Annotated in this window: 24 protein-coding genes; 16 read left to right on the forward strand and 8 right to left on the reverse strand. The window is 68.1% G+C overall.

Annotation, left to right across the window (positions count from 1 at the left end; all coding sequences use genetic code 11):
- Positions 1-54: 54 nt before the first annotated feature.
- Positions 55-2238 carry a DUF1631 family protein gene (locus tag ACGHX3_RS14645; RefSeq protein WP_394695412.1) on the reverse strand — a complete coding sequence of 728 codons (2184 nt, stop codon included), beginning with the start codon at positions 2236-2238 and terminating at the stop codon, positions 55-57.
- Between the two features lie 141 nt (positions 2239-2379).
- On the opposite strand from ACGHX3_RS14645, the gene ACGHX3_RS14650 reads away from it, so the two are divergent.
- From ACGHX3_RS14650 to ACGHX3_RS14660, 3 genes are read left to right on the forward strand one after another with little or no spacing between them, the layout of a single operon-like run.
- Entirely contained in the window at positions 2380-2961 is a 582-nt protein-coding gene (locus tag ACGHX3_RS14650) for a nitroreductase (protein WP_394695413.1), read from the forward strand.
- Complete coding sequence (locus ACGHX3_RS14655) at positions 2954-3874, forward strand: 5'-3' exonuclease H3TH domain-containing protein (RefSeq protein WP_394695414.1); 921 nt, start codon at positions 2954-2956, stop codon at positions 3872-3874. The genes ACGHX3_RS14650 and ACGHX3_RS14655 overlap by 8 nt, the downstream gene beginning before the upstream one ends.
- Before the next feature lie 40 nt (positions 3875-3914).
- Positions 3915-4481, forward strand: coding sequence for an NUDIX hydrolase (locus tag ACGHX3_RS14660; protein WP_394695415.1), 567 nt, complete (start codon positions 3915-3917; stop codon positions 4479-4481).
- 4 nt (positions 4482-4485) lie between these two features.
- Here the strand turns inward: ACGHX3_RS14660 and ACGHX3_RS14665 are convergent, their stop codons facing one another.
- From ACGHX3_RS14665 to prmC, 4 genes are read right to left on the reverse strand one after another with little or no spacing between them, the layout of a single operon-like run.
- Positions 4486-4971, reverse strand: a complete 486-nt coding sequence (locus tag ACGHX3_RS14665) for a DUF4019 domain-containing protein (RefSeq protein WP_394695416.1) — start codon at positions 4969-4971, stop codon at positions 4486-4488.
- Between the two features lie 56 nt (positions 4972-5027).
- Positions 5028-5927, reverse strand: coding sequence for a dienelactone hydrolase family protein (locus ACGHX3_RS14670; RefSeq protein WP_394695417.1), 900 nt, complete (start codon positions 5925-5927; stop codon positions 5028-5030).
- A gap of 34 nt (positions 5928-5961) precedes the next feature.
- A complete protein-coding gene (gene pip / locus ACGHX3_RS14675; RefSeq protein ID WP_394695418.1) occupies positions 5962-6903 on the reverse strand; it encodes a prolyl aminopeptidase in 942 nt (313 codons plus the stop codon).
- A gap of 29 nt (positions 6904-6932) precedes the next feature.
- On the reverse strand, positions 6933-7805 hold the full coding sequence (gene prmC / locus ACGHX3_RS14680; RefSeq protein ID WP_394695419.1) for a peptide chain release factor N(5)-glutamine methyltransferase: 873 nt from the start codon (positions 7803-7805) through the stop codon (positions 6933-6935).
- Between the two features lie 388 nt (positions 7806-8193).
- On the opposite strand from prmC, the gene ahpC reads away from it, so the two are divergent.
- The 7 genes from ahpC (at position 8194) to ACGHX3_RS14715 (ending at position 15627) form a co-directional block, all read left to right on the forward strand.
- Positions 8194-8757, forward strand: coding sequence for an alkyl hydroperoxide reductase subunit C (ahpC, locus tag ACGHX3_RS14685; RefSeq protein ID WP_142125842.1), 564 nt, complete (start codon positions 8194-8196; stop codon positions 8755-8757).
- Positions 8758-9118: 361 nt separating this feature from the next.
- On the forward strand, positions 9119-10705 hold the full coding sequence (gene ahpF / locus ACGHX3_RS14690) for an alkyl hydroperoxide reductase subunit F (RefSeq protein ID WP_394695420.1): 1587 nt from the start codon (positions 9119-9121) through the stop codon (positions 10703-10705).
- Between the two features lie 71 nt (positions 10706-10776).
- A complete protein-coding gene (gene oxyR / locus ACGHX3_RS14695; protein ID WP_394695421.1) occupies positions 10777-11736 on the forward strand; it encodes a DNA-binding transcriptional regulator OxyR in 960 nt (319 codons plus the stop codon).
- A gap of 110 nt (positions 11737-11846) precedes the next feature.
- Positions 11847-12287: a nucleoside diphosphate kinase regulator gene (rnk, locus tag ACGHX3_RS14700; RefSeq protein WP_394695422.1), complete on the forward strand. Its 441-nt coding sequence runs from the start codon at positions 11847-11849 to the stop codon at positions 12285-12287.
- A 942-nt stretch (positions 12288-13229) separates the two neighbouring features.
- Positions 13230-14195, forward strand: coding sequence for a transaldolase (locus ACGHX3_RS14705; RefSeq protein ID WP_394695423.1), 966 nt, complete (start codon positions 13230-13232; stop codon positions 14193-14195).
- 72 nt (positions 14196-14267) lie between these two features.
- Positions 14268-15236: a CapA family protein gene (locus ACGHX3_RS14710; protein WP_394695424.1), complete on the forward strand. Its 969-nt coding sequence runs from the start codon at positions 14268-14270 to the stop codon at positions 15234-15236.
- Position 15237: 1 nt separating this feature from the next.
- On the forward strand, positions 15238-15627 hold the full coding sequence (locus tag ACGHX3_RS14715; protein ID WP_394695425.1) for a hypothetical protein: 390 nt from the start codon (positions 15238-15240) through the stop codon (positions 15625-15627).
- Between the two features lie 15 nt (positions 15628-15642).
- Here the strand turns inward: ACGHX3_RS14715 and msrA are convergent, their stop codons facing one another.
- From msrA to ACGHX3_RS14730, 3 genes are read right to left on the reverse strand one after another with little or no spacing between them, the layout of a single operon-like run.
- Positions 15643-16293, reverse strand: a complete 651-nt coding sequence (gene msrA, locus ACGHX3_RS14720; protein WP_394695426.1) for a peptide-methionine (S)-S-oxide reductase MsrA — start codon at positions 16291-16293, stop codon at positions 15643-15645.
- Positions 16294-16321: 28 nt separating this feature from the next.
- Positions 16322-16591, reverse strand: a complete 270-nt coding sequence (locus ACGHX3_RS14725) for a DUF2007 domain-containing protein (protein WP_394695427.1) — start codon at positions 16589-16591, stop codon at positions 16322-16324.
- Positions 16592-16613: 22 nt separating this feature from the next.
- Positions 16614-17297: a glutathione S-transferase family protein gene (locus ACGHX3_RS14730; protein WP_394695428.1), complete on the reverse strand. Its 684-nt coding sequence runs from the start codon at positions 17295-17297 to the stop codon at positions 16614-16616.
- Between the two features lie 93 nt (positions 17298-17390).
- Here ACGHX3_RS14730 and ACGHX3_RS14735 point away from each other — a divergent pair, with 93 nt between their 5' ends.
- From ACGHX3_RS14735 to ACGHX3_RS14760, 6 genes are all read left to right on the forward strand, one after another.
- On the forward strand, positions 17391-19133 hold the full coding sequence (locus tag ACGHX3_RS14735) for a glutamine--tRNA ligase/YqeY domain fusion protein (RefSeq protein WP_394695429.1): 1743 nt from the start codon (positions 17391-17393) through the stop codon (positions 19131-19133).
- A 75-nt stretch (positions 19134-19208) separates the two neighbouring features.
- The gene (locus ACGHX3_RS14740) at positions 19209-19628 is read left to right on the forward strand and encodes a hypothetical protein (RefSeq protein ID WP_313927075.1); all 420 of its coding nucleotides are present in this window, start codon (positions 19209-19211) and stop codon (positions 19626-19628) included.
- Positions 19628-20188 carry a nucleoside deaminase gene (locus ACGHX3_RS14745; protein ID WP_394695430.1) on the forward strand — a complete coding sequence of 187 codons (561 nt, stop codon included), beginning with the start codon at positions 19628-19630 and terminating at the stop codon, positions 20186-20188. Before ACGHX3_RS14740 ends, ACGHX3_RS14745 begins: the two co-directional genes overlap by 1 nt.
- 88 nt (positions 20189-20276) lie before the next feature.
- A complete protein-coding gene (gene rlmM, locus ACGHX3_RS14750) occupies positions 20277-21329 on the forward strand; it encodes a 23S rRNA (cytidine(2498)-2'-O)-methyltransferase RlmM (RefSeq protein ID WP_394695431.1) in 1053 nt (350 codons plus the stop codon).
- Between the two features lie 40 nt (positions 21330-21369).
- Complete coding sequence (locus ACGHX3_RS14755) at positions 21370-22302, forward strand: SMP-30/gluconolactonase/LRE family protein (RefSeq protein WP_394695432.1); 933 nt, start codon at positions 21370-21372, stop codon at positions 22300-22302.
- Between the two features lie 72 nt (positions 22303-22374).
- Positions 22375-23097: a hypothetical protein gene (locus tag ACGHX3_RS14760; protein ID WP_394695433.1), complete on the forward strand. Its 723-nt coding sequence runs from the start codon at positions 22375-22377 to the stop codon at positions 23095-23097.
- The last annotated feature ends 226 nt before the right edge of the window (positions 23098-23323 follow it).

A 23323-nucleotide genomic window follows, 5' to 3' on the forward strand; every position in this document is an offset into this window, starting at 1 on the left:
TACCCCACGCGCAACCGCCGCGGCACGCGGCTTGCATGCGCGCCGTCCGGCGCGTCAGGACGCGGCCGGCGCCACCAGGCGGTCCACCACGCCCTGCATGGCGCTGTAGAAGGCGTCCTCGTCGCGATGCATCCGCACGCGGCCCAGTTGCGCCATGACCGCCAGTTCCTGCACCGACGCGACGCAGATGCGCGCGCCCGCGCGGTTGACGAACATCATGCGGCGCGAGAACGGGCTGATCCAGCTGAGCCGCCCGGCCTGCACGCGATGGTCCTTGTCGACGAAATCCAGCCAGCTGCCCTCGCGCAGGTGCTGGAAATACTCGGTCATGACCGGGTCCAGATGCTGCAGCCCCTCCATCCACTCCTGCGCCTCCAGCAGGCCGGGCAGCACGGTGGTCGGCGCGGATGTCGCGGGCGCAGCCGGCGTCGGCGGTGCGGCGTGTTCCGCCGCCTGGTGGGGCGCGACCAGGCGCGAGAACAGCTGCTCCCGCAGGGCGGCGATGGCGGGACGCGCCTGGCCCGACGCCATCCACATGGGCTGCAGCCAGTCCAGCGCGGCGTGCCAGGCGCGCACGTCCTGGCGGACCTGGGCGTCGTCGACGGCGCGCAGCAGGCCGTCCAGCATCATCGGCGCGGCCTGCGGCTTGTTCAGCGCCTGCATGCGCGCCGCGTACGCAGGCCACCCCGCGAGCAACACGTCGCGCATCGGCGCCGGCACGTCCGTGCCCTGCAGGCGCGCGTCCAGCGAGGCGGCGAAACCGGCCAGCACGTCGGCCTCGGCGTCGCGCGCCTGCTGTTCGGCCGCCAGCGCCTGCTCCACCTTCTCCGCTTCCGCGCGGTAATGGACATAGAAATCGTTGAAGTCGCTCCGTGCGGCGCGGAACACCGACTGGCTTTCGTCGAAGTCCGCGACGAGGCGCTGCACCGTGTCCTTCACCTTTTCCAGCAACAGGCGCTGGGCATCGTTCTCGCCCGGATTGCCGTCGCACGCCTCCACCAGCAGGTTGAGCAACCGTCGCGCCGAATGGCTGGCCTGCAGGAACAGCTTGCGGTCCTGCAGCGCGACCTTCGTCATCGGCGCCATCAGGCGCCCGAGCACATGGACCTGCTCCTCGCCCAGGTGGCTTTCGCGGAAGATCACCTCGAACAGCATGCCCACCAGGTCGACGACGTTCTCGTCCGCTTCCGAAATCGCCACCGCTTCCGGCGCCACGCCCAGCTGCGCGGCCTGCAGGAAGATCTGCTGCTTGAACGCCGCCTGCAGCTGCCGCGGATTGGCCAGCACTTCGGCATGCACTTCCGGCGAGGCGATCTGCAGCAGCGTCAACGCCACGATGAGCTCGCGCTGCGACAGCGAGGTGCGTGCGCCCGCCGCACGCGCCATGCCCTGCTCCCGTGCCCGCTGGTGCCGCGACTCCTCCAGCAACTGGTGCAGGGCCGGCGGCAGAGTCGCGGCATCGGCGGAGGCGGCGGCCTCGTGATCCTCATGGTCCCATTCGACGAAGAAGCGCGTCATCCAGTCGGGCTCGCTGGAGGCTTCATCGCCGCTGCTGGGAATCGCCTGCGCGCGCCGCATCCTCGGCCCGGTACTGTCCTGCGGCCCCAGCCGGCGCACCAGCCGCGCATGCAGGTTTTCGTAGATCGGACCCAGCACCTCGACGAACTCGCGTGCGCAGCACTGCACCGCAAGGGCACGGACGTTGCCCGGCAGCGACGCCGCCGCGAAGCCCCGGTACACCGCCATCGCGATGCGCGACGGCGAATACGGCGCGCTGTCCGGCGTGAGCCGCACGCCCATGTCCAGCCAGGTCAGATAACCGTTCAGGCGCAGCAGCTCGGACTGCCACTCGCGCGAGATCGCCTCGGCCAGGTGCTCGGTCGCCAGCCGCACGTCGAGTTCGTCCTCCTCGACCAGCCCCAGGCCGCGGACGCTGCCCGCCGGCTCCTCGCCGAACCGGACCGCCGCGGCCTCGCCGTCCGCCGCGATCCGCCACGCCGATGCCATGTCCTCGCGGAATCCACGCAGGATCGCCTCGCGGCGGTCCTTCAGCGCCAGCAATCCTTCCAGGTAGGGGCCGCGATCCAGTTCCATCCGCTCCAGCCGGTCCAGCATGGGCTGGCGCAACCCGTCCACCACGTCGGCGAACGCCGCTTCCAACGGCGGCTGCATCGCGTCACGCAACAGCGCGACAAGCTGGTTGCCGGTAGTGGGGAGAGGTGGCGGCGTGGTGGGCATTGCGTCGTTCGATCGGCCAGATGGTCCACGGCGCTCCGTATCGACTCACGGTTCCGTGCGTAGCAGAGGACCGTAACGCATCCGCTGCGATTAAACTCGTGCATCGATACTGTGCACTGCATCCCACTATAAGGCGACTCCATGCCCACTGAAAGCCTGCTGCAGGCACTGGACGCGCGACGTTCCGTGCCGTCGAAGCAACTGGGGGAACCCGGCCCCGATCCCGCCACGCTCGCGCGCATGCTGGCCTCGGCCGTGCGCGTGCCCGACCACGGCAAGCTGGTGCCGTTCCGCTTCCTCCATATCCACGGCGATGCACGCCATGCACTGGGCGACCGGCTGGCGGCCCGCACGCGCGCGCTCGACCCCGACGCACCCGACGCGGCGGTGGAAAAAGACCGTGGCCGTTTTTCCAGCGCGCCGGACATCATCACGGTGGTCGCCCGCCTCACGCCCGGCCACAAGGTGCCGGAACAGGAACAGTTGCTCACCGCGGGCAGCGTCTGCTTCGCCCTGCTGCAGGCGGCGCAGGCGCTCGGCTTCGGCGCGCAGTGGCTGACCGGCTGGATGGCGTACGACGACCATGTCGCCGGGTTGCTGGGGCTCGCACCGAACGAGAAGATCGTCGGCTTCATCCACATCGGCACGCCGCGATTGCAGGCGCCCGAGCGCGAGCGGCCGGATGCCGCCGCGCTGCTGACCGAGTGGACGCCCGATGCCTGAAGTGCTCCACCCGCGCCCGCTCTACCTGGTCGATGCCAGCCTGTACGTGTTCCGCGCCTGGCATTCGATGCCGGACGAATTCCAGGACGCCGACGGCTGGCCGACCAATGCGGTGCACGGCTTCGCGCGCTTCCTGCTGGAACTGCTGGAAAAGGAACGCCCGGCGCACATCGCCATCGCGTTCGACGAGGCGCTGGACAGCTGTTTCCGCAATCGCCTGTATCCGGCGTACAAGGCAAACCGCGACCCCGCACCGGAAGAACTCCGCCGCCAGTTCACCCATTGCAAGGCGCTGTGTGCCGCGCTCGGCCTGAGCGTGCTGGCGCATGGGGAATACGAAGCGGACGACCTGATCGGCAGTGCGCTGCATGCGGCGCGCCCGCAGGGATTCCGTGGCGTCATCGTCTCGGCCGACAAGGACCTGTCGCAGTTGCTGCAGGAACACGACGAGCAGTGGGATTTCGCGCGCGGCCAGCGCTGGGGCATGGCCGGCGTGAAGGCCCGTCACGGCGTGGAGGCGCGACAGATCGCCGACTACCTGGCGCTGACCGGCGATGCGGTGGACAACATTCCCGGCGTGACCGGCATCGGCGCGAAATCCGCCGCGGTGCTGCTCGCGCATTTCGGCGACCTGGACACGCTGCTGAGCCGCATGGACGAAGTCGCGTTCCTGCGCCTGCGCGGCGCCGCCACGATGGCCGTCCGCCTGCGCGAGCAACGCGAACACGCGCTGCTGTGGCGGCAGCTGACGACCATCGCGCTGGACGCCCCGCTGGGTGAGATCACCGCGGATCACGGACGCGGCCAGGCCGATGGCGACATGCTGTCCGCGCTGTCGGATGCGCTGCGCTTCGGGCCGATGACGCGACGGCGGTTGCGTGTGGCGGCGGGGCTCGAAGATCCCGCCTACTGATCGTCTGTCAAACGTCACCCGTACCCGCTAGCATCGCGGCATGGACGAACGCGACGACGACAAGCGCAAAGTGCCTGCCGAGGTGGTCTGGCAGGGCAAATACCAGCGGATGATGGTCCGCGGCACCTGGGAGTACGTCGAGCGCGCGCACGCGGGCGGCCTGGCGGCGATCATCATCGCGGTGACTCCGGACGACGACGTGCTGTTCGTCGAACAGTTCCGCGTGCCGCTGCAGGCGCGCACCATCGAGATGCCGGCGGGCCTGGTGGGCGACATCCATGCCGGCGAGTCGATCGAGGTGTCTGCGATCCGCGAGCTGGAAGAGGAAACCGGCTGGACCGCCGACCATGCAGAGGTGCTGATGATCGGCCCCACCTCGTCCGGCAGCAGCAGCGAGAAGATCGCCTTCGTCCGCGCCACCGGCCTGCGCAAGGTCGGCGAAGGCGGTGGTGATGGCGACGAGGACATCACCGTGCACGCGATTCCGCGCGCGCGCGCCGCCGCATGGCTGGCGCAGAAGATGGGCGAAGGCTACGAACTGGATGCCAAGCTGTGGGCCGGCCTGTGGATGATCGACCACACCCTCGACGGCACGCCGCGCAGCTGAGTCCTCAGGCGGCCTTGACGCCGTAGCCGGCCAGGCGCCACACGCCCTGCTCTTCGTGCCGCAGCGTCACCACTTCGCGATGCGGCGCTTCGGTTGCGCCGAACGACACGGAAAACTCCAGCCGCGCGTAGGTTCCCGGCAACCACTGCACATGCCCCTCCGGCCGGTCGACCCTGATCGCCGTCCATCGCCGGCCCGTGCCGCAGCCCAGCACCCCGTGACGGTGGGTCAGCGAATCGATGAAGGCATCGCGCGGCATGGATTGCCGGAAGGCTTTCGATGCCGCGTCCCACAGCACCTCGTGCTGGCCTTGCTCGATGGCCTTGATGAACCGCATCGCCGCCATGCCCAACCGCGTGATGTCGACATCCTCCAGCCCCACCCTGCCTGCGTCCGCCTGCATCGCTTCCATCGTCATCGCCGTACACGCCCCGTCGTCCGATCGTCGCCGCGCGGTGGCGCGGCATTCATCCGAGTCGTTCGTATGCATGTGCGGCGACCGGACAGCGGGCGCTGCAACGGCGGCCGGCCTTGTGACGGGGATCGCTAGTTTCCGGCCAGGTGCGCACGGAAGAACGCGAGCGTGCGCTGCCACGACAGTTCCGCGGCTGCTTGGTCGTAGCGCGGTGTGGTGTCGTTGTGGAAACCGTGGTTCACGCCTGGATAGACGTGTGCGGCGTACACGACGCCAGCCGCCTTCAACTGCTGTTCGTAGGCCGGCCATCCCGCATTGACGCGTGTATCGAGTTCGGCGAACTGCAACAGCAGCGGCGCCTTGATGCGGGCCGCTTCCTCGGCGGAGGGCTGGCCGCCGTAGTACGGCACGCCGGCATCGACCAGATCGGGCAGCCGCGAGGCGAGCAGGTTGGTCACGAGGCCGCCGAAACAGAAGCCGACCACGCCCAGCTTCCCGTTGCCGCGCGGCAGTGCGTCGGCGAAGCGCGCAGCGGCCTCGAGATCCGCGAGGACCTTGGCGCGATCCAGCTTGGCCTGCATCTCGCGACCGCTGTCGTCGTTGCCTGGATATCCGCCGAGCGGATACAGCGCATCCGGCGCGAACGCAATGAACCCTGCGACCGCCAGCCGGCGCGCGACGTCTTCGATATACGGATTGAGCCCACGGTTCTCGTGCACCACCAGCACGACCGGGTAACGCCCTTCCGCGCGCGGCGCCGCCAGCAGGCCGCGGCCTTCGCCGTGGCCTTCCGGTGCGGGGAAGGTGCGGTAGACCGTGGTGATGCGCGGATCATCGGCGGCGACCTGCGTGGCGAACGCGTACTGCGGCGTCAGCGCGGCCAGCAACGCCGCGGCCGTGGTGCCGCCGACAGCAAACTGCGCCGCGCCGGCGAGGAAGCCGCGCCGGTCGACGCGGCCGTGCACGTAGTCGTCGTACAGGTCGAGCACGCGCTGGTCGAACGCGGCAGCTTCTTTGCGGTGTCCGTCCATCGTGCGCTCCCGGGAATGGTCTGGTGACGTTGAATCAGGCGAATGCGTCGGTCGCACGCACCAGCGCGTCGACGTTCTCCGCTTCGAACGCGGAGTGGCCCGACGCCGGCGTGATCTCGAGTTTCGCCTTCGGCCAGGCCTTGTGCAGCTCCCACGCATTGGCGATCGGACAGACCACATCGTAGCGGCCATGCACGATGACACCCGGGATGTCGGCGATGCGCGAGGCATCGCGCAGCAACTGGTCTTCGACCTCGAAGAAGCCGCCGTTGACGAAGTAGTGGTTCTCGATGCGCGCGAAGGCCAGTGCGAACTCTGGCTCCTCGTGGCCGCTGACGAAATCGGCGTCGACGTGGAGGAAGCTGGTCGCGCCTTCCCACACGCTCCACGCCTTCGCCGCGGTCAGGCGCGTGGCGTTGTCGTCCGAGGTCAGGCGGCGATGGAACGCGGAGATCAGGTCGTGGCGTTCGACCGGCGGAATCGCGGTGATGTAGTGCTCCCACGCATCGGGGAACAGGCGGCTGGCGCCTTCCTGGTAGAACCATTCCAGTTCCCAGCGGCGCAGCATGAAGATGCCGCGCAGCACCAGTTCGGTGACGCGCTGCGGATGGGTTTCGGCATAGGCCAGCGCGAGCGTGGAGCCCCAGCTGCCGCCGAACACCTGCCAGCGCTCGATGTCCAGCTTGTCGCGCAGCTTCTCGATATCCGCCACGAGATCCCATGTGGTGTTGTCCACCAGGTCCGCGTGCGGTGTGGACCGCCCGGAACCGCGCTGGTCGAACAGCACGATGCGGTACTTGGCCGGATCGTGGAAGCGCCGCATCTTCGGGCTGCAGCCGGCGCCCGGCCCGCCATGCAGCAGCACCACCGGCTTGCCCTGCGGATTGCCGCACTGTTCGTAGTACAGCGTGTGGCGGTCGTCGACCTTCAGCGTGCCGGTGTCGAAGGGCTCAATCTCGGGGTACAGCGTGCGCATGGGCGGCGGTCCTGGACGAAAGCGACAGTCTAGCGGCTGCAGTCTTGCCCTTCCGTTATGCGCCCGAGGGTCACCCGGTCGCGCTGCTCGAGATCCGTCTCCGTCGCAATGTCGACGAAACCTGCCGCGAGCAGCAACGCGCGGATCGCCTCGCCCTGATCCCACCCGTGCTCCAGCAGCAGCCAGCCGCCGGGCAGCAGGTGCGCTGGCGCGGTCGCCACGATCTCGCGGATGGCGTCCAGCCCATCGGCGCCCGACGACAGCGCGGTCGGCGGCTCGAAACGCAGGTCGCCCTGACCCAGGTGCGGATCGCCGTCGGCGATGTAGGGGGGATTGCTGGCGATCAGGTCGAAGCGCTCGCCGGCGAGCGGTGCCAGCCAGCTGCCATGGCGGAACGCGACGTTGGCGATGCGGTTCGTTTCCGCGTTCGCCTGCGCGACCCGAAGCGCATCCCCGCTGAGATCGGTTGCCACCACCTGCGCCAATGGCCGTTCGCTGGCCAGCGCGAGCGCAATGGCGCCGCTGCCGGTGCCGAGGTCGGCGACGCGCAGCGGCCGGTCGTCCGGCAGCCGCTCCAGCGCCAGTTCGACCAGCCGCTCGGTCTCCGGGCGCGGGATCAGCGTGGCGGGCGAGACCTGCAGGTCCAGCGTCCAGAAACCCCGGCGGCCCAGCAAGTAGGCCAGCGGCTCGCCCGACGCTCGGCGTGCCAGCCATGCGTCGAGGGTCGCTGCGCCGGACGCCGGCAACGGATCGTCGCCATGCGCGAACAGCCAAGCCCGGTCGCGCCCCAGCACATGCAGCAGCAGCTGCTCGGCCTCATGGCGGGCATCCGGCCCTGAAAGGCGGGCGGCGGCGGCGCGCAGGGCCAAGTCGAGTCGGGCGGTGGGCAGGTCGGCAGGCATCGCCGCGCATGGTACCGGGCCGCGCTGGCCCGGACGCAACCGCTTCGCCGCGACGCACCATCATGGTGCCCTATGACGTATGGACGTCTCGACCGCTGCCATGTGCTGCCCAAAGGCGGCGCGGAGCCCCGTCGTTCACGACAGTGGCGCGGACTCCCAGAGCGGGCCAATCGTCAGCGTCCGCATCGATAAACCCACAAGCCATTGAAAAATAATGATTTCATCACCAAGTAGCCACTGATCCGCTTGTACGCGTTCAACGTGGGACGCCTTATCGATAGCCAAAAGCTATCTATTCAATTCCATTAATCGATTTGAGATATCAATAGTCCCTGCCTACCATGGCGCCATCGCTTCACCACACCCACTCCACTCACGAGGATCTTCCATGTCCCTGATCAACACCGCGGTCCAGCCGTTCAAGACCACCGCCTTCCACAACGGCGAATTCGTCGAAGTCACCGACGGCACGCTGAAGGGCAAGTGGTCGGTCCTGATCTTCATGCCGGCCGCCTTCACCTTCAATTGCCCGACCGAAGTGGAAGACGCCGCCGCCAACTACGCCGAGTTCCAGAAGGCCGGCGCCGAGGTCTACATCGTCACCACCGACACGCACTTCTCGCACAAGGTGTGGCACGAAACCTCCCCGGCGGTGGGCAAGGCCCAGTTCCCGCTGGTCGGCGACCCGACCCACCAGCTCACCCGCGCCTTCGGCGTGCACATCGAGGAAGAAGGCCTGGCCCTGCGCGGCACCTTCGTCATCAACCCGGAAGGCGTCATCAAGACCGCCGAGATCCACAGCAACGAGATCGCCCGTGACGTGTCGGAAACGCTGCGCAAGCTGAAGGCCGCGCAGTTCACCGCCGCCAACCCCGGCCAGGTGTGCCCGGCCAAGTGGAAGGAAGGCGCGCAGACGATCGCCCCGTCGCTGGACCTGGTCGGCAAGATCTAAGGAATCTCACAACACCCTGCAGAGTGGGTGCAGCCCTTGAGTCTCGCTCGTGGTGAGCTTGTCGAACCACGCTTTTCAAGGAAAACCAAGGCTGCCGTGGCCTGTCGATCCACGCCAAGAGCGTGGTTCGACAGGCTCACCACGAACGGGGTATTGCCGAGCGTTTCCTCGGGCGTTTCCGCCCATCGCATCACGTCACCTCCGGGCCGCTGGCCCGGAGCTGACCCGGACGTTTGCAGCAGCGGCATGCGCCGCTCGCCGGTTCCCTCCTCCCTGACCGGCCTCTCTCCCCCCGGCGCATGCCGCTCCTGCAAACGCATGACCTTCCTTTCCCCCGATTTCCTCTACGGAGACGTTCGCCATGCTGGACGCCAATCTGAAGACGCAGCTCACGGCCTACATGGAAAAGGCCGTGCGCCCGATCCACATCACCGCCTATCTGGACGACAGCGCCGGCTCTGCCGAGCTGCAGGCGTTGTTGAAGGACCTGCAGGAGGTCTCCGACAAGATCACCGTTACCGAGCAGCGCGGCGGCGAACGTACGCCGTCGTTCTCGTTGGCCTCGCCCGGCCACGACATCCACCTGACGTTCGCCGGCCTGCCGATGGGCCACGAGTTCACCTCGCTGGTGCTGGCGCTGCTGCAGGTCGGCGGACACTCATCGAAGCTGGCGCAGGACGTGATCGAACAGATCCGCTCGCTGGACGGCGACTACCGCTTTGAAACCTATTTCTCGCTGTCGTGCCAGAACTGCCCTGACGTGGTGCAGGCGCTGAACCTGATGGCGGTGCTGAACCCGAAGATCCAGCACGTCGCCATCGACGGCGCCCTGTTCCAGCAGGAAGTCGAGCAGCGCGAAGTGATGTCGGTACCGACGATCTTCCTCAACGGCGAGGTCTTCGGCGCTGGCCGCATGGGTGTGGAAGAGATCGTCGCCAAGCTGGACACCAACGCCGGCAAGCGCGACGCCGAGAAGATCAAGGCGAAGGCGCCGTACGACGTGCTCGTCGTCGGCGGTGGTCCGGCCGGCGCGTCGGCGGCGATCTATGCCGCGCGCAAGGGCATCCGCACCGGCGTGGCGGCCGAGCGCTTCGGCGGCCAGGTGCTGGACACGATGGCGATCGAGAATTTCATCTCCGTGCCGTACACCGAAGGCCCAAAGCTGGCCGCCGCACTGGAGCAGCACGTCAGGGACTACCAGGTCGACGTGATGAGCCTGCAGCGCGCTGAGAAGCTGGTGCCGGCAGGCAAGGACGGACTGGTCGAAGTGCAGCTCGCCAACGGTGCCTCGCTGCGCTCGAAGACGGTGATCCTGTCCACCGGCGCACGCTGGCGGCAGATGAACGTGCCCGGCGAGAACGAGTACCGCAACAAGGGCGTGGCCTACTGCCCGCACTGCGACGGCCCGCTGTTCAAGGGCAAGCGCGTGGCGGTGATCGGCGGCGGCAACTCCGGTGTCGAGGCGGCGATCGACCTGGCCGGCATCGTGGCGCACGTGACCCTGATCGAATTCGACAGCCAGCTGCGCGCCGACGACGTGCTGCAGCGCAAGCTGCGCAGCCTGCCGAACGTGCGCATCGTCGCCAGCGCGCAGACCACCGAAGTCCTCGGCGACGGCAGCAAGGTCACCGGCCTGGTCTACAAGGACCGCACGGGCGGCGACACGCACCGCGTCGAACTCGAAGGCATCTTCGTGCAGATCGGCCTGCTGCCCAACACGGAATGGCTGAAGGGCGTGGTGGACCTGAGCCCGCGCGGCGAGATCATCGTCGACGACCGTGGCCAGACCAGCGTGCCGGGCGTGTTCGCCGCCGGCGACGCCACCACGGTGCCGTACAAGCAGATCGTCATCGCCATGGGCGAGGGCTCGAAGGCCGCGCTGAGCGCGTTCGACCACCTGATCCGCACGTCGGCGCCGGTGGAAACCCCGGACGCAGTGGCGGCATGATGCACGGGCGCGGACCGCACGCCGATCCGCGCCGCGTCGCATGCCATGCGGTTCCCTGAGGGAGGAGTCCGATGAACCTGCGCGATCTCAAGTACCTGGTGGCCTTGGCCGACCACAAGCATTTCGGTCGCGCCGCCGCCGCGTGCTACGTCAGCCAGCCCACGCTGTCGACCCAGATCAGGAAGCTGGAAGACGAACTCGGCGTGCCGCTGGTCGAGCGCGCGCCGCGCAAGGTCATGCTGACGCCGGCCGGCCGCGATGCCGCCGACCGCGCGCGCCGCATCGTCGCCGAAGTCGAGCAGATGAAGGAGGCCGCGCGCCGCAGCCAGGACCCGGAGGCCGGCACGGTGCGCCTGGGCATCTTCCCCACGCTCGGTCCCTACCTGCTGCCGCACGTGGTGCCACGCCTGCGCGCGCGCTTCCCGCACCTGGAACTGCTGCTGGTCGAGGAAAAGAGCGACGTGCTGCTTGCGCGCCTGCGCGAAGGCAAGCTGGATGCGGGCCTGCTGGCATTGCCGGTCACCGACGACCAGTTGCATACCGAATTCCTGTTCGAAGAGCCGTTCGTGCTGGCGGTACCGGAGTCGCATCCGTTGGCGACGCGCGATTCGCTGAGCCTTGCGGAACTGTCGCAGCAGCAGTTGCTGTTGCTGGAGGACGGACATTGCCTGCGCGAGCAGGCGCTTGACGTGTGCCGCCTGTCGGGCGCCAACGAAAAGTCCGAGTTCCGCGCCACCAGCCTGGAGACGCTGCGGCAGATGGTGGCGGCCGACGTCGGCATCACCCTGCTGCCGACGCTGGCGGTGAAGCCACCGGTCGCGCGCTCGGACAACATCCACCTGCTCGGATTCAGCGATTCGCACCCGAGCCGGCAGATCGCCATGGTGTGGCGCAAGAGCTCGGCGATGAGCGAGTTCCTGCAGCAGCTCGCACAGGTGTTCCGCGAACTGCCGCAAGGCCTGTTCGAACCCGACGCGCCGGTGCCCCGCGCAGCCGCGACGCCTGAACACACGGCGACCCACGTGGCTTGAAGCCGCCGCGCTTCCGGGCTACGGTAGGCGCGCAAATCAGGACTCCGATGGGCGACGCCGCAATGCGTCGCCCGTTTCCTTTGCGCGACCCTAAAACCACAGAGAAACCCATGAACAACACCCGCACCAGCGGCCTGCCGCCCTCCCTGCCCCCGCTCGTCGTTTCCAGCCGCGATCTGTCCCGCCTGGAGGCCCTGCTCGACACGCCCGTCTTGCGCCGCCACCCCGCCGCGCTGGCATTGATAGACGAACTGAACCGCGCCGACGTGCGCGCACCGGACGACATGCCGGACAACGTGGTGACGATGCACTCGCGCGTGGAATGCGAGGACGAGCTCACCGGCGAACACCATCGCCTGACCCTGGTGTATCCCCACGAAGCGAATGTCGAGACCGGCCTGGTCTCCGTGCTCGCGCCGGTCGGCAGCGCCCTGCTCGGACTGTCCGTGGGTCAGACGATCGACTGGCAGGCGTCGGGCAACCGGCCCTTGCGCCTGCGGGTCACCGCGATCGAATACCAGCCGGAAGCGAGTGGCGATCTGCATCGCTGATTGCTTGCGAGGACCGAATGCGCTCCTGCTTCCGAGATCGTGTCTTGTTGCAGCCTGGATGACTGGATTGCGGCGACCGCTAACTTTCGCTCGAAGAAACAGACATGCTGCACTTTCCATGTTCCGTAGAGATGGCGCCGCTCGCCGCGGAGGCCCTACTTTCTTTGCTTGTGCAAAGAAAGTAGGCAAAGAAAGCACACCCCGGCGGTCCGCCCGCCGCGAGCGGCGGGTGCGCAGTCCCGGCGGGAATTTTCGTGCGGGGCATCCCCGTATCGAGTACGGGGCAGGCTCTGCCCCGTACGAAAACGGCGCACGTCCTGTGCGCCGCCCCTTCGGGGTTTTACCCGCCGTGACTGCCGGACCTCAGGGGGCCCAGGAGCAAAAGCCAGTGCTTCCGCGCGCGACCCGCACGCGCTGTTGCTCCTGCTTTTGGGTCCCCATGAGGCACGGCGAGTGGGCCGTGTAAAACCCGAAGGGCGCCGTCATGGATGACGGCGTTTTCGTATGGCACACGGATGTGCCTTACGAAAATTCCCGGCCCGCTCGCGGACCCGGAGCGCACAGCGCAGGGCGTGCCGCCTGGGGCGTGTTTCTTTGGTTCCTTTCTTTGCACGAGCAAAGAAAGGAACGCCCCCGCGGCGAGCGGCGCCATGCGTCGGCGACAGAAAGCCCCTCCCGCAGGGCCATCAAAGGCAGAAGCCCACGGCGGATGTGGCAACCGCCAGAGCGGGCAGAAGACATGGACTTCGTTAGCCCTCACCCCAACCCCTCTCTCCCACAGGGACTTCCTTCGGTCGCCGCAGGGAGAGGGGCTTTGAAACCTCTCGCCGCGAGGAGCCGCACCATGCCAAAGCAAGGCCATTTCCACCACTCGCCACAAACCCTCGTGCCAACGGACAAGGCATACTTCCCCTCCCCATCCTGTGCCCGCCGAGCCACCACATGAATTCCGCCGCCCCCAGCAAACTCCAGCAACTCCGCGAGCTTTCCGTCGTCGTCGCCGACACCGGCGACTACGACGCCATCAAGCGCCTCAAGCCGGTGGACTGCACCACCAACCCGACGCTGGTGAAGAAGGCGCTGGACCTGCCGGTGTACGCCGATCTGATCGAGGAACAACTCGCCTGGGCACGTGCGCAGGGCGGCGGCGCATCGTTGGTCGATGAGGTCGTGGACCGCCTGACCGTCGGCGTAGGCGCCAAGCTCGCCGGCCTGATTCCCGGCCGCGTCTCCACCGAAGTCGATGCCGACCAGGCCTACGACACCGCCGCCACCGTCGCCAAGGCGCGCAAGTTCGTGCAGATGTACGCCGACCATGGCATCGGCCGCGACCGCATCCTGATCAAGGTCGCCTCCACCTGGGAAGGCGTGGAAGCCGCGCGCGAGCTTCAGGGCGAAGGCATCGACTGCAACCTGACGCTGATCTTCAACCCGACCCAGGCCATCGCCTGCGCCGAGGCCGGTGCGTTCCTGATCTCGCCGTTCGTGGGCCGCATCCTCGACTGGTATGTCGCCAACGGGCAGACACCGGCGAGCATCGACGAGGACCCGGGCGTGGTCTTCGTGCGCGGGGTCTATGCCGAGTTCAAGCGCCGCGGCTCGCCGACGGTGGTGATGGGGGCTTCGTTCCGTTCCACCGCGCAGATCGAAGCGCTGGCCGGCTGCGACCGCCTGACCATTTCGCCCGACCTGCTGGAAAAGCTGGAACAGGAAAGCGGCGACCTGCCGCGCAAGCTGTCGCCTGGTGCCGCTGAAGCGGTCACCGCCGCACCGGTGACGGCGGAGAGCTTCGCCGCCGCGATCGAGGCTGATCCGATGGCCAAGGAAAAGCTGGCGAGCGGCATCGACGCCTTCGCCAAGGACCTGCAGGCCCTGCGCGCGACCATCCGCGGGAAGCTGTCGGCGTAACGTCCTCCCGCCCCGCCGTCCCGCGCGACGGCGGGGCTGGTGCCCAACCGGCGGAAGCGGGATGATCCGCGCATGCGCCCTCTTCTGCTGTCATGCCTGTTGCTGGCCGCTCCGCCGGCCCTCGCCGCACCGGACCAGGTCCGGCTGGTCTTCGTCGGCGACATCATGGTCGCCGAGACGCCAGGCGAACTGATCGCCCGTGGGGACGATCCCTTCGCGCCGTTCGCGCCGCTGCTGGCCGCGCACGACGTGCGCATCGGCAACCTGGAGTGTGTGGTCGCGACCACCGGCACCGCGGAAGAAAAGCCGTACACCTTCCGCGCCGATCCACGCACGCTGCCGGTGCTGAAGCGGCATTTCGACGCCGTCTCGCTGGCCAACAACCACTCCGGCGATTTCGGCAAGCCGGCCTTCGCCGAGCAGCTCGACCTGCTGGAGAAGGCGGACCTGCCCTACTTCGGCGGCGGGCGCGATGCCACCCGTGCGCATGCGCCTTGGATCGTCGAACGCAACGGCCTGCGCATCGCGCTGCTGGGCTACGTGGAGTTCAAGCCACGCTCGTTCGAGGCCGACGCCACCCGCCCCGGCGTCGCCTGGAGCGGCGAGGACGACGATGTGATCGAGGACATCGTGGCCGCCCGGCGCGTGCACCATGCCGACATCGTGATTCCCTACCTGCACTGGGGCTGGGAGGACGAACCCGACCCCAGCCCACGCCTGCGCGCCTTCGCGCGTCGCATGATCGATGCCGGGGCCGACATGGTGGTCGGCGGCCATCCGCACGTGACCCAGGGCGCCGAGTACTACCGCGGCAAGCCGATCGTCTACAGCCTGGGCAACTTCCTGTTCAACGGCTTCGACACGCCGGCCACGACCACCGGCTGGGTGTTGTCGGCGACGGTCGGCCGCGACGGCGTGGTGGACTGGCGCACGCACGTGGCCAGGCTCGATGCCGATGGCGTGCCGCACCCGGACCCGGCCGCCGCCAGTCCCTGCGCCAGTCCGGACCGGCAGTCCGTCCGCCAGTGCACGGGGGAATGACATGAAGGCTTGGCATCCGCTCGCGGCGTTCGCCGCACTTGCGTTCGCCGGGCAGGCGCAGGCCGCCAGCGTGCGCTGCCACATCATCTACGGTGGCGAGGACTTCACGGTCGATGCGGCGCCGACGGCCGATCCGTACCGCGCAACCGGCACGAAGGTCGGGCGCTACTTCGAATTCAAGCCGGTCTACGTGGACCGCCCGGCGACCGGCCAGGCGATCAAGGTGTACGTGTACGGCATGACCACGGGCCAGCCGGTGCTCATCCATGCGGCGACGCACTCGCCGCCCTTCTCCGATCGCCGCGGGCGACCGGGCTTCACCGGTTTCCACGCCGTGTACGAGCCCACCAAGAGCAGCGAACTGCAGTACTGGTGCGAACACCTGCCCTGAGGCAGGCGCGACCGCTCAGGCCTCCAGCCCGATCGGGCAACTCACGCCCGTGCCGCCGAGGCCGCAGTAGCCGTTCGGATTCTTCGCCAGGTACTGCTGGTGGTAATCCTCAGCGTAGTAGAACGGCGGTGCCGGATACACGACTTCGGTCGTGATGTCGCCGTAGCCCGCCGCCTTCAATTGCTGCTGGTAGGCCTGCAGGCTCGCTTCCGCGGCCGCCTGCTGTTCCGGCGTGTGGCAGTGGATGCCGGAGCGGTACTGGGTACCGACGTCGTTGCCCTGGCGCATGCCCTGTGTGGGATCGTGGCTTTCCCAGAACACCTGCAACAGGCGTTCGAACGACACCTGCGCGGGGTCGTACACGACGCGCACGACTTCGTTGTGGCCGGTCTGGCCGGAACAGACCTCTTCGTAGGTCGCGTTCGGCGTGCCGCCGCCGGCATAGCCGACCGACGTGCTGTACACGCCGGGCACGTTCCAGAACTTGCGCTCGGCGCCCCAGAAGCAACCCAGGCCGAATTCGACCTGCTGCAGACCTTCGAACGCACCCTGCAGCGGATGTCCATTGACGAAATGCACGTTGTGCAGCGGCAGCGGCGTGCTGCGACCCGGCAGCATGTCTTCCGCGCGCGGCATGCGCTGCTTGTAGGCTCCGATACCCAGCATGGCGAACCTCGTGGTCGTAGGCGACGGATCAGGCGGGCAGGATGCCCAGGCCTTCGTCGTCGCCTTCCAAGATGGGGCCGTCGTCGCGCGATTCCAGCCCCAGCGCCTTTACGACACCCTCAGCCTCGGGGAACGCTGTGTCCGGCACGCAGACCCGCAGCACGCCGAACAGGGGCAGTTCGCCCATGCCGCCCAGCAGGGATTCGCCGAACACGAACGCGGGAATCTCCGCCTCCTCCAGCGCGTGCTTCACCAGGTGGGCGTCGAACAGGTTGTCGGCCAGATAGACCACGCGCATGGATTCGTCCTCCGCGGCCAGCCTACACCGGCCGATCCGGATACGGCATGCGCAGCGCCTCGGTGGCCGCGACCGATTCAGTTTCCGCCGCGGCGGCCTGCCGCCATTCCTGCATGGCCGGTAGCGCGAACAGCGCCTGCATGTAGCGGCGTGCCGTGTCATCGACCGCCGCCCCGTAGCCGTCGAAGCGGATCGCCACCGGCGCATACATCGCGTCGACGATGCCGAACTCGCCGCACAGGAATTCCCCATGCTCGCCATGCGCCGCGCGCAACTGGCGCCACAGCGCCTGCACGCGGTCGATGTCGGCCTGCGCGGCCGCATCCCACCGGTAGGCATCCGGCGTGCGCCGGCTGTTCATCGGCAACTGCGTGCGCAGCGCGACGAAGCCCGCATGCATTTCCGCAGCGGCGGCGCGGGCCAGCGCGCGTGCTGCGCGGTCCGCCGGCCAGCCGCGTCCGTCGAGCCAGCGCTCGTTGGCGTATTCGCAGATCGCCAGCGAATCCCAGACCCGGACATCGCCATCGTGCAGCGCCGGCACCTTGCCCGTGGGCGAATGACGGCGCACATCGGCCGCGAACGCGGGCGTGTCCAGCAGCAGCCGGACTTCCTCGAACGCCACGCCGAAGTGCCGGAGCAGCAGCCACGGGCGCAACGACCAGGACGAGTAGTTCTTGTTGCCGATGACCAGGACCGGGAGGCTCATGCCGGGCTCCATGCGCGCGAAGGCCGTTCAGGATAGACCAGCGGGTCGCCGGGACCGGCTAAACTTGCGGCTTTCCACGTCCCAGCCCCCACGATGTCCGACGCCGCTCACGCCCCCGACGCCCTTCCCGAAAAGAAGGACTTCATCCGCCAGATCGTGCGCGAGGACCTGGCCAGCGGCCGCCACACGTCGGTGAAGACGCGCTTCCCGCCCGAGCCCAACGGCTACCTGCACATCGGCCATGCCAAGGCGATCTGCCTGGACTTCGGCATCGCCGGCGAGTTCGGCGGCGTCTGCAACCTGCGCCTGGACGACACCAACCCGGCCAAGGAAGACCCCGAGTACGTCCGTGCCATCCAGGATGACGTGCGCTGGCTGGGCTTCGACTGGCACGACCTGCGCCACGCCTCGGACTATTTCGAGGTGCTGTACCTCGCCGGCGAGAAGCTGATCCGCCAGGGCGACGCCTTCGTCTGCGACCTGAGCGCGGAAGAAGTGCGCGAGTACCGCGGCACGCTGACCGAACCCGGCCGCAACTCGCCCTACCGCGACCGCGGCGTCGAGGAGAACCTGGACCTGTTCCGTCGCATGCGCGCGGGCGAGTTCCCGGACGGCGCACGCACGCTGCGCGCCAAGATCGACATGGCCAGCGGCAACATCAACCTGCGCGATCCGGCGCTGTACCGCATCAAGCACGTCGAGCACCAGAACACCGGCAATGACTGGCCCATCTACCCGATGTACGACTACGCGCACTCGCTGAGCGACGCGGTGGAAGGCATCACCCACTCGCTGTGCACGCTGGAGTTCGAAGACCACCGCCCGCTGTACGACTGGTGCGTGGACAAGGTCGATCTGGCGAACTCGCCGGACCTGCTGGCGCCGCTGCTGGCCAAGGGCCTGCCGAAGGAAGCCAGCAAGCCGCGCCAGATCGAGTTCTCGCGCCTGAACTTCAACTACCTGGTGATGAGCAAGCGCAAGCTGCTGGCGATGGTCAACGACCAGCTCGTCGACGGCTGGGACGACCCGCGCATGCCGACGCTGCAGGGCATCCGCCGCCGTGGCTACACGCCGGCCGCGCTGCGCCTGATGGTGGACCGCGTGGGCATCAGCAAGCAGAACTCGCTGCTGGACATCGGCATCCTGGAAGGCGCGCTGCGCGAGGACCTGGACGCCGCCGCGCCGCGCCGCATGGGCGTGATCGACCCGGTGAAGCTGGTGCTGGCCAACCTGCCGGACGGCCACGAGGAGACGCTGACGTTCTCCAACCATCCGAAAGACGACGCCTTCGGCCAGCGCAGCGTGCCGTTCTCGCACGAGCTGTGGATCGAGCGCGAGGACTTCGAGGAAGTGCCGCGGAAGGGCTTCAAGCGCCTGACCCTGGGCGGCGAAGTCCGCCTGCGCGGCGCCGGCATCGTGCGTTGCGATGAAGTGATCAGGAACGAGACCGGCGAGATCGTCGAGCTGCGCGGCTGGCTGGACCCCGAATCGCGCCCCGGCATGGCCGGCGCCGAGCGCAAGATCAAGGGCACCATCCACTGGGTCAGTGCACAGCATGCGGTGGCCGCCGAGATCCGCCTGTACGACCGCCTGTTCACCGTGCCGAATCCCGACGACGAGTCGGAAGGCAAGACCTACCGCGACTACATGAACCCGGAATCGCGCCGTACCGTCACCGGTTACGTGGAGCCGGCGGCGGCCAGCGCGGCACCCGAGCAATCGTTCCAGTTCGAACGCACCGGCTATTTCGTCGCCGACCGCTACGACCACACCGCGGAACGACCTGTGTTCAACCGCAGCGTCACCCTGCGCGATACCTGGGCGACCAAGGCCTGAGGCCGGCGCCTTTCACCGCTTCTTGAGGGCAGGAAAGGCAGGCTGCGCGCACCACCACCGAGGAAGGAGTCCGCCATGACCCGCATCGCGCTGCGCCTGCTGCCTGCCCTGCTGTCCTGCCTGTTCCTGTTCTCGCTGACGGGGTGCGCGGCACCTGCGTCCTCCGATGGCGCGACGACGGAGCCACCGGCCACCGTGACGCCGGCACCCAAGCCGACCGGCGGAAACCAGCCAGCGCGCGAGGCCGGCGCGATTACCGTGGACTACGCGTGCACTACCAGCGCCGACTGCGCGGTGAAGAACGTCGGCAACTGCTGCGGCGCGATGCCGGCCTGCGTGAACAAGAACAGCCCCACCGATCCGCAGGGCGTGCAGGCGCAGTGCGCCGCCAGCGGTCGCATGGGTATCTGCGGCTTCGCCGACGTGACCGCCTGCCAGTGCGTCAGCGGCCGCTGCGAATCCGATTCCTCCGTTGCGAAGTTGCCTGCCCAGTAATGCTCTACCAACAGATCCACCTGACCCTGCCCGCCTGGACCCATGACCTGGTCGATCCGGCGGCGACCTACGCCAGCGACGAAGACAAGGTCGCGCTGGCCATCGACCTGTCGCGCCGCAACGTGGACGCCAACAGCGGCGGACCGTTCGGCGCGGTCGTGTTCGGCCCAGACCATCGCGTGATCGCGCTCGGCGTGAACCGCGTGATGCCGCATACCTGTTCGCTGGCGCATGCGGAAACCATGGCCTACATGCTGGCGCAGCAGCGCCTGCAGACGCCGCGCCTCAACGACGTGCTGGCGCCGGTCGTGCTGGCGACGTCGTCGCAGCCTTGCTGCCAGTGCTACGGCGCCACCATCTGGGCCGGCATCGACCGCCTGCTGATCGGCGCGCGCGCCGAGGACGTGATGGAGCTGACCGAGTTCGACGAAGGTCCGCTGCCGGCCGACTGGATCGGCGAGCTCAACCGGCGCGGCATCGAGGTCGTGCGCGACCTGTGCCGCGACGAGGCACGCGCCGTGCTGAAGCGCTACGGCGAACAGGGCGGCGACACGTACTGAGCAGCGCACGGAGAAGCCCTCCCCCGGCTTCTCCTGTACCCTGTCCTCGCGGCAGGAGCCGCAGCCATCCGCTTCACGCGACCGCGCCATGTCATCGACGACCGGCCTGCTGGCTTATTGCCGTCAGGGATTCGAACCCGAACTTGCCGCCGAACTGACCGAGCGCGCTGCGCTGGCCGGATTCGCCGGTTATGCCCGCGCGCAGCGCAACGATGGCCATGTCGTGTTCGTATGCGAGCAGGCCGAGGCGCTGGACCGTGCGCTGCCGTGGCGCGACCTGATCTTCGCCCGGCAGAAGCTGCGCCTGCTCGCCGAACTGCGCGGCATCGATCCGAAGGACCGCATCACGCCGATCCTCGCCGCACTGTCCGGTGCCGGGCGCTACGGCGACCTGTGGGTCGAGCATCCGGATTCCGACAGCGCCAAGCCGCTCGCCGGGCTGGCGCGCAGCTTCGGCAACGCGCTGCGTCCGGCGCTGCGCAAGGCGGGCTTTTTGACCGAGAAGGACGATGCGCGCCTGCCACGCCTGCACGTGGTGTTCGTGCAGGGCGACCACCTGTTCCTCTGCGTCGCCCACACCCGTGACAGCGCGCCCTGGGCGCTCGGCATCCCCCGCCTGAAGCTGCTGCCGGATGCGCCGTCGCGCTCGGCGCTGAAGCTGGAAGAAGCCTTCCTGTCGCTGCTCGACGACGCCCAGCGCGAGGCGCTGCTGAAGCCGGGCATGACCGCCGCCGATCTCGGCGCGGCACCGGGTGGATGGACCTGGGTGCTGACCCGCCACCACCTGCGCGTGACCAGCGTCGACAACGGCCCGCTGCGCGAGCACGTGCTGACGACCGGGCTGGTCGAGCACCTGCGCGCGGACGGTTTCCACTGGAAGCCCACGCAATCGCTGGACTGGATGGTCTGCGACATGGTCGAACAGCCGCGCCGCGTCGCCGAACGCATGGCGCAGTGGTTCCGCGAAGGCTGGTGCCGGCATGCGGTGTTCAACCTCAAGCTGCCGATGAAGAAGCGCTGGGACGAGACGAAGCTGTGTCTCGAGCTGTTCGAGGAGCAGGCCGGCAGGCCGCTCGAGGTGCGCGCGCGCCAGCTCTACCACGACCGCGAAGAGATCACGGTGTTCGCCACGCCCGGCTGACACGTTCCCGGCATTACCCACGCCAACCGAGGGGAAACGGATGACGTCGTACCGCTTCATGCAGGCCACCTTCCTTCTGTTCGCCGTGGCACTGGCCGGCTGCACGCATGCGACACCTGCAGCGAGTACGGAGGCCGACGCCCTGTACGTCGCGCGCGACGTCATCGGCGACGGCGTCTTCAGTGCAGGCATCGAGGGTCCGGCGTTCGGACCCGATGGCGCGCTCTACGCGGTCAGCTTCGGGCGCGACGGCACCATCGGCCGGGTGACGTTCGATGCGGACGGCAAGGCCAAGGCGACCCTGTTCACCACGTTGCCGGCAGGCAGCACCGGCAACGGCATCCGCTTCGACGTGGACGGCAGCATGTATATCGCCGATTACAGCGGCCACCATGTGCTGCGCATCGCACCGGGCGAACGCGACGCGACCGTGTTCGTGCACATGCCGCAGGCGAACCAGCCCAACGACATCGCGATCTCGCCCGACGGCACGCTGTACGCCAGCGACCCCAGCTGGGCGGACAACACCGGCCAGCTGTGGCGCATCGATCGCAGCGGCACGCCGCACTTGCTGGAAAGCGGCATGGGCACGACCAACGGCGTGGACGTCAGCCCCGACGGGAAACGGCTGTACGTCAACGAAAGCGTGCAGCGGAAGGTCTGGGTCTACGACATCCGCGCCGATGGCAGCATCAGGAACAAGCGCCTGCTAATCGCCTTCGACGACCACGGCCTGGACGGCATGCGGACCGACGTGAAGGGCAACCTGTACATCGCGCGCTACGGCGCCGGCCTGGTCGCGGTGGTATCGCCCGATGGCACGCTGCTGCGTGAAGTGAAGCTCAAGGGGCAGAAGCCGACCAACGTCGCGTTCGGAGGACAGGATGGCCGCACGGTGTTCGTCACCCTGCAGGACCGGGGCGCGATCGAGGCGTTCCGCGCCGAACACCCGGGGCGCGAAGCCGGCCTGTGACGCGGTGCCGCCGACGTCTCAGGTACTGACACGCCGGCGTGGCAAGATGCCTGCCTGATACGGAGACCGACGATGCTGCCCATCGAACTCAAGGACCCTGCCGCATTCGGCACCGAGTTCCTGCGACTGACCCTGCTGCAGGGCTTCCAGTCGCTGACCAAGCGCGATCTGGAACTGCTGATCTTCGTGCTGCTGGAACGCGACGGCGCCATCAGCCGCGACGAATCCAACTTCACTGTCGCCGGCAAGCTGCGGGTGACGCCGGCGAAGATCAAGGCACTGCGGCGCGACGGCTACGCCCGCTGGCGCGCGCTGGTGCCGGAAGAGCGCGACGCCGCCCTGCAGCGCATCGTCGCCAGTGCGCTGACCGAGGCCAACCTGAAATCCGGCGCGAAGCATGTCAGCGAACGCAGCCGCAAGGAGGGTTTCCTCGCCATCCGCGTGGAGCACCCGGACGACCACCAGCAGTTCGAGCAGGCCATCCTCGATGTCGGCGCGCTGCCGGTCTACGAGCACAACCGCGAGGTCGTGGCAGTGCGCTTCGACACGCTGCTGGCGATCGCCGAGCGCTGGGGTTACCTGCAACCCGATCCGGTCGCGGTCGCCGAGGCCTTGAAGGCGATGACGCCGACCTCCGAGGAAGTCGCTGACCTGCTGAAGAAGGACGTCACCAAGCTGCGCTGGCAGGACGCGCGCAACGCGCTCAACAGCCTGGGTGCCAAAGCGGTGGCCAGCACCGCCGAGGGCGGATTGAAGGGGCTGCTGAAGATCGTGTTCCCGTTCATTCCTAGCTGACGGAAACGCGGGCCAGCGAAGGATCCTTCGTACAACGCGGAGCTTGCCTGTCATTCCCGCAGCTTTCGCCAGACGCACCTCGGGTCAGGCGACAACCGAGTGACTGTGCTCGCGCAGCCGAACCACGCGACTTTTTCCGTCGTTCCCGCGAAGGTGGTACCAAGTGACGTTGCTTTCCACGGACTAACGTCACTGGGTCCCCGCCTGCGCGGGGACGACGGTAACG

Source organism: Pseudoxanthomonas japonensis (assembly GCF_043632995.1).
Classification (GTDB): domain Bacteria; phylum Pseudomonadota; class Gammaproteobacteria; order Xanthomonadales; family Xanthomonadaceae; genus Pseudoxanthomonas_A; species Pseudoxanthomonas_A japonensis.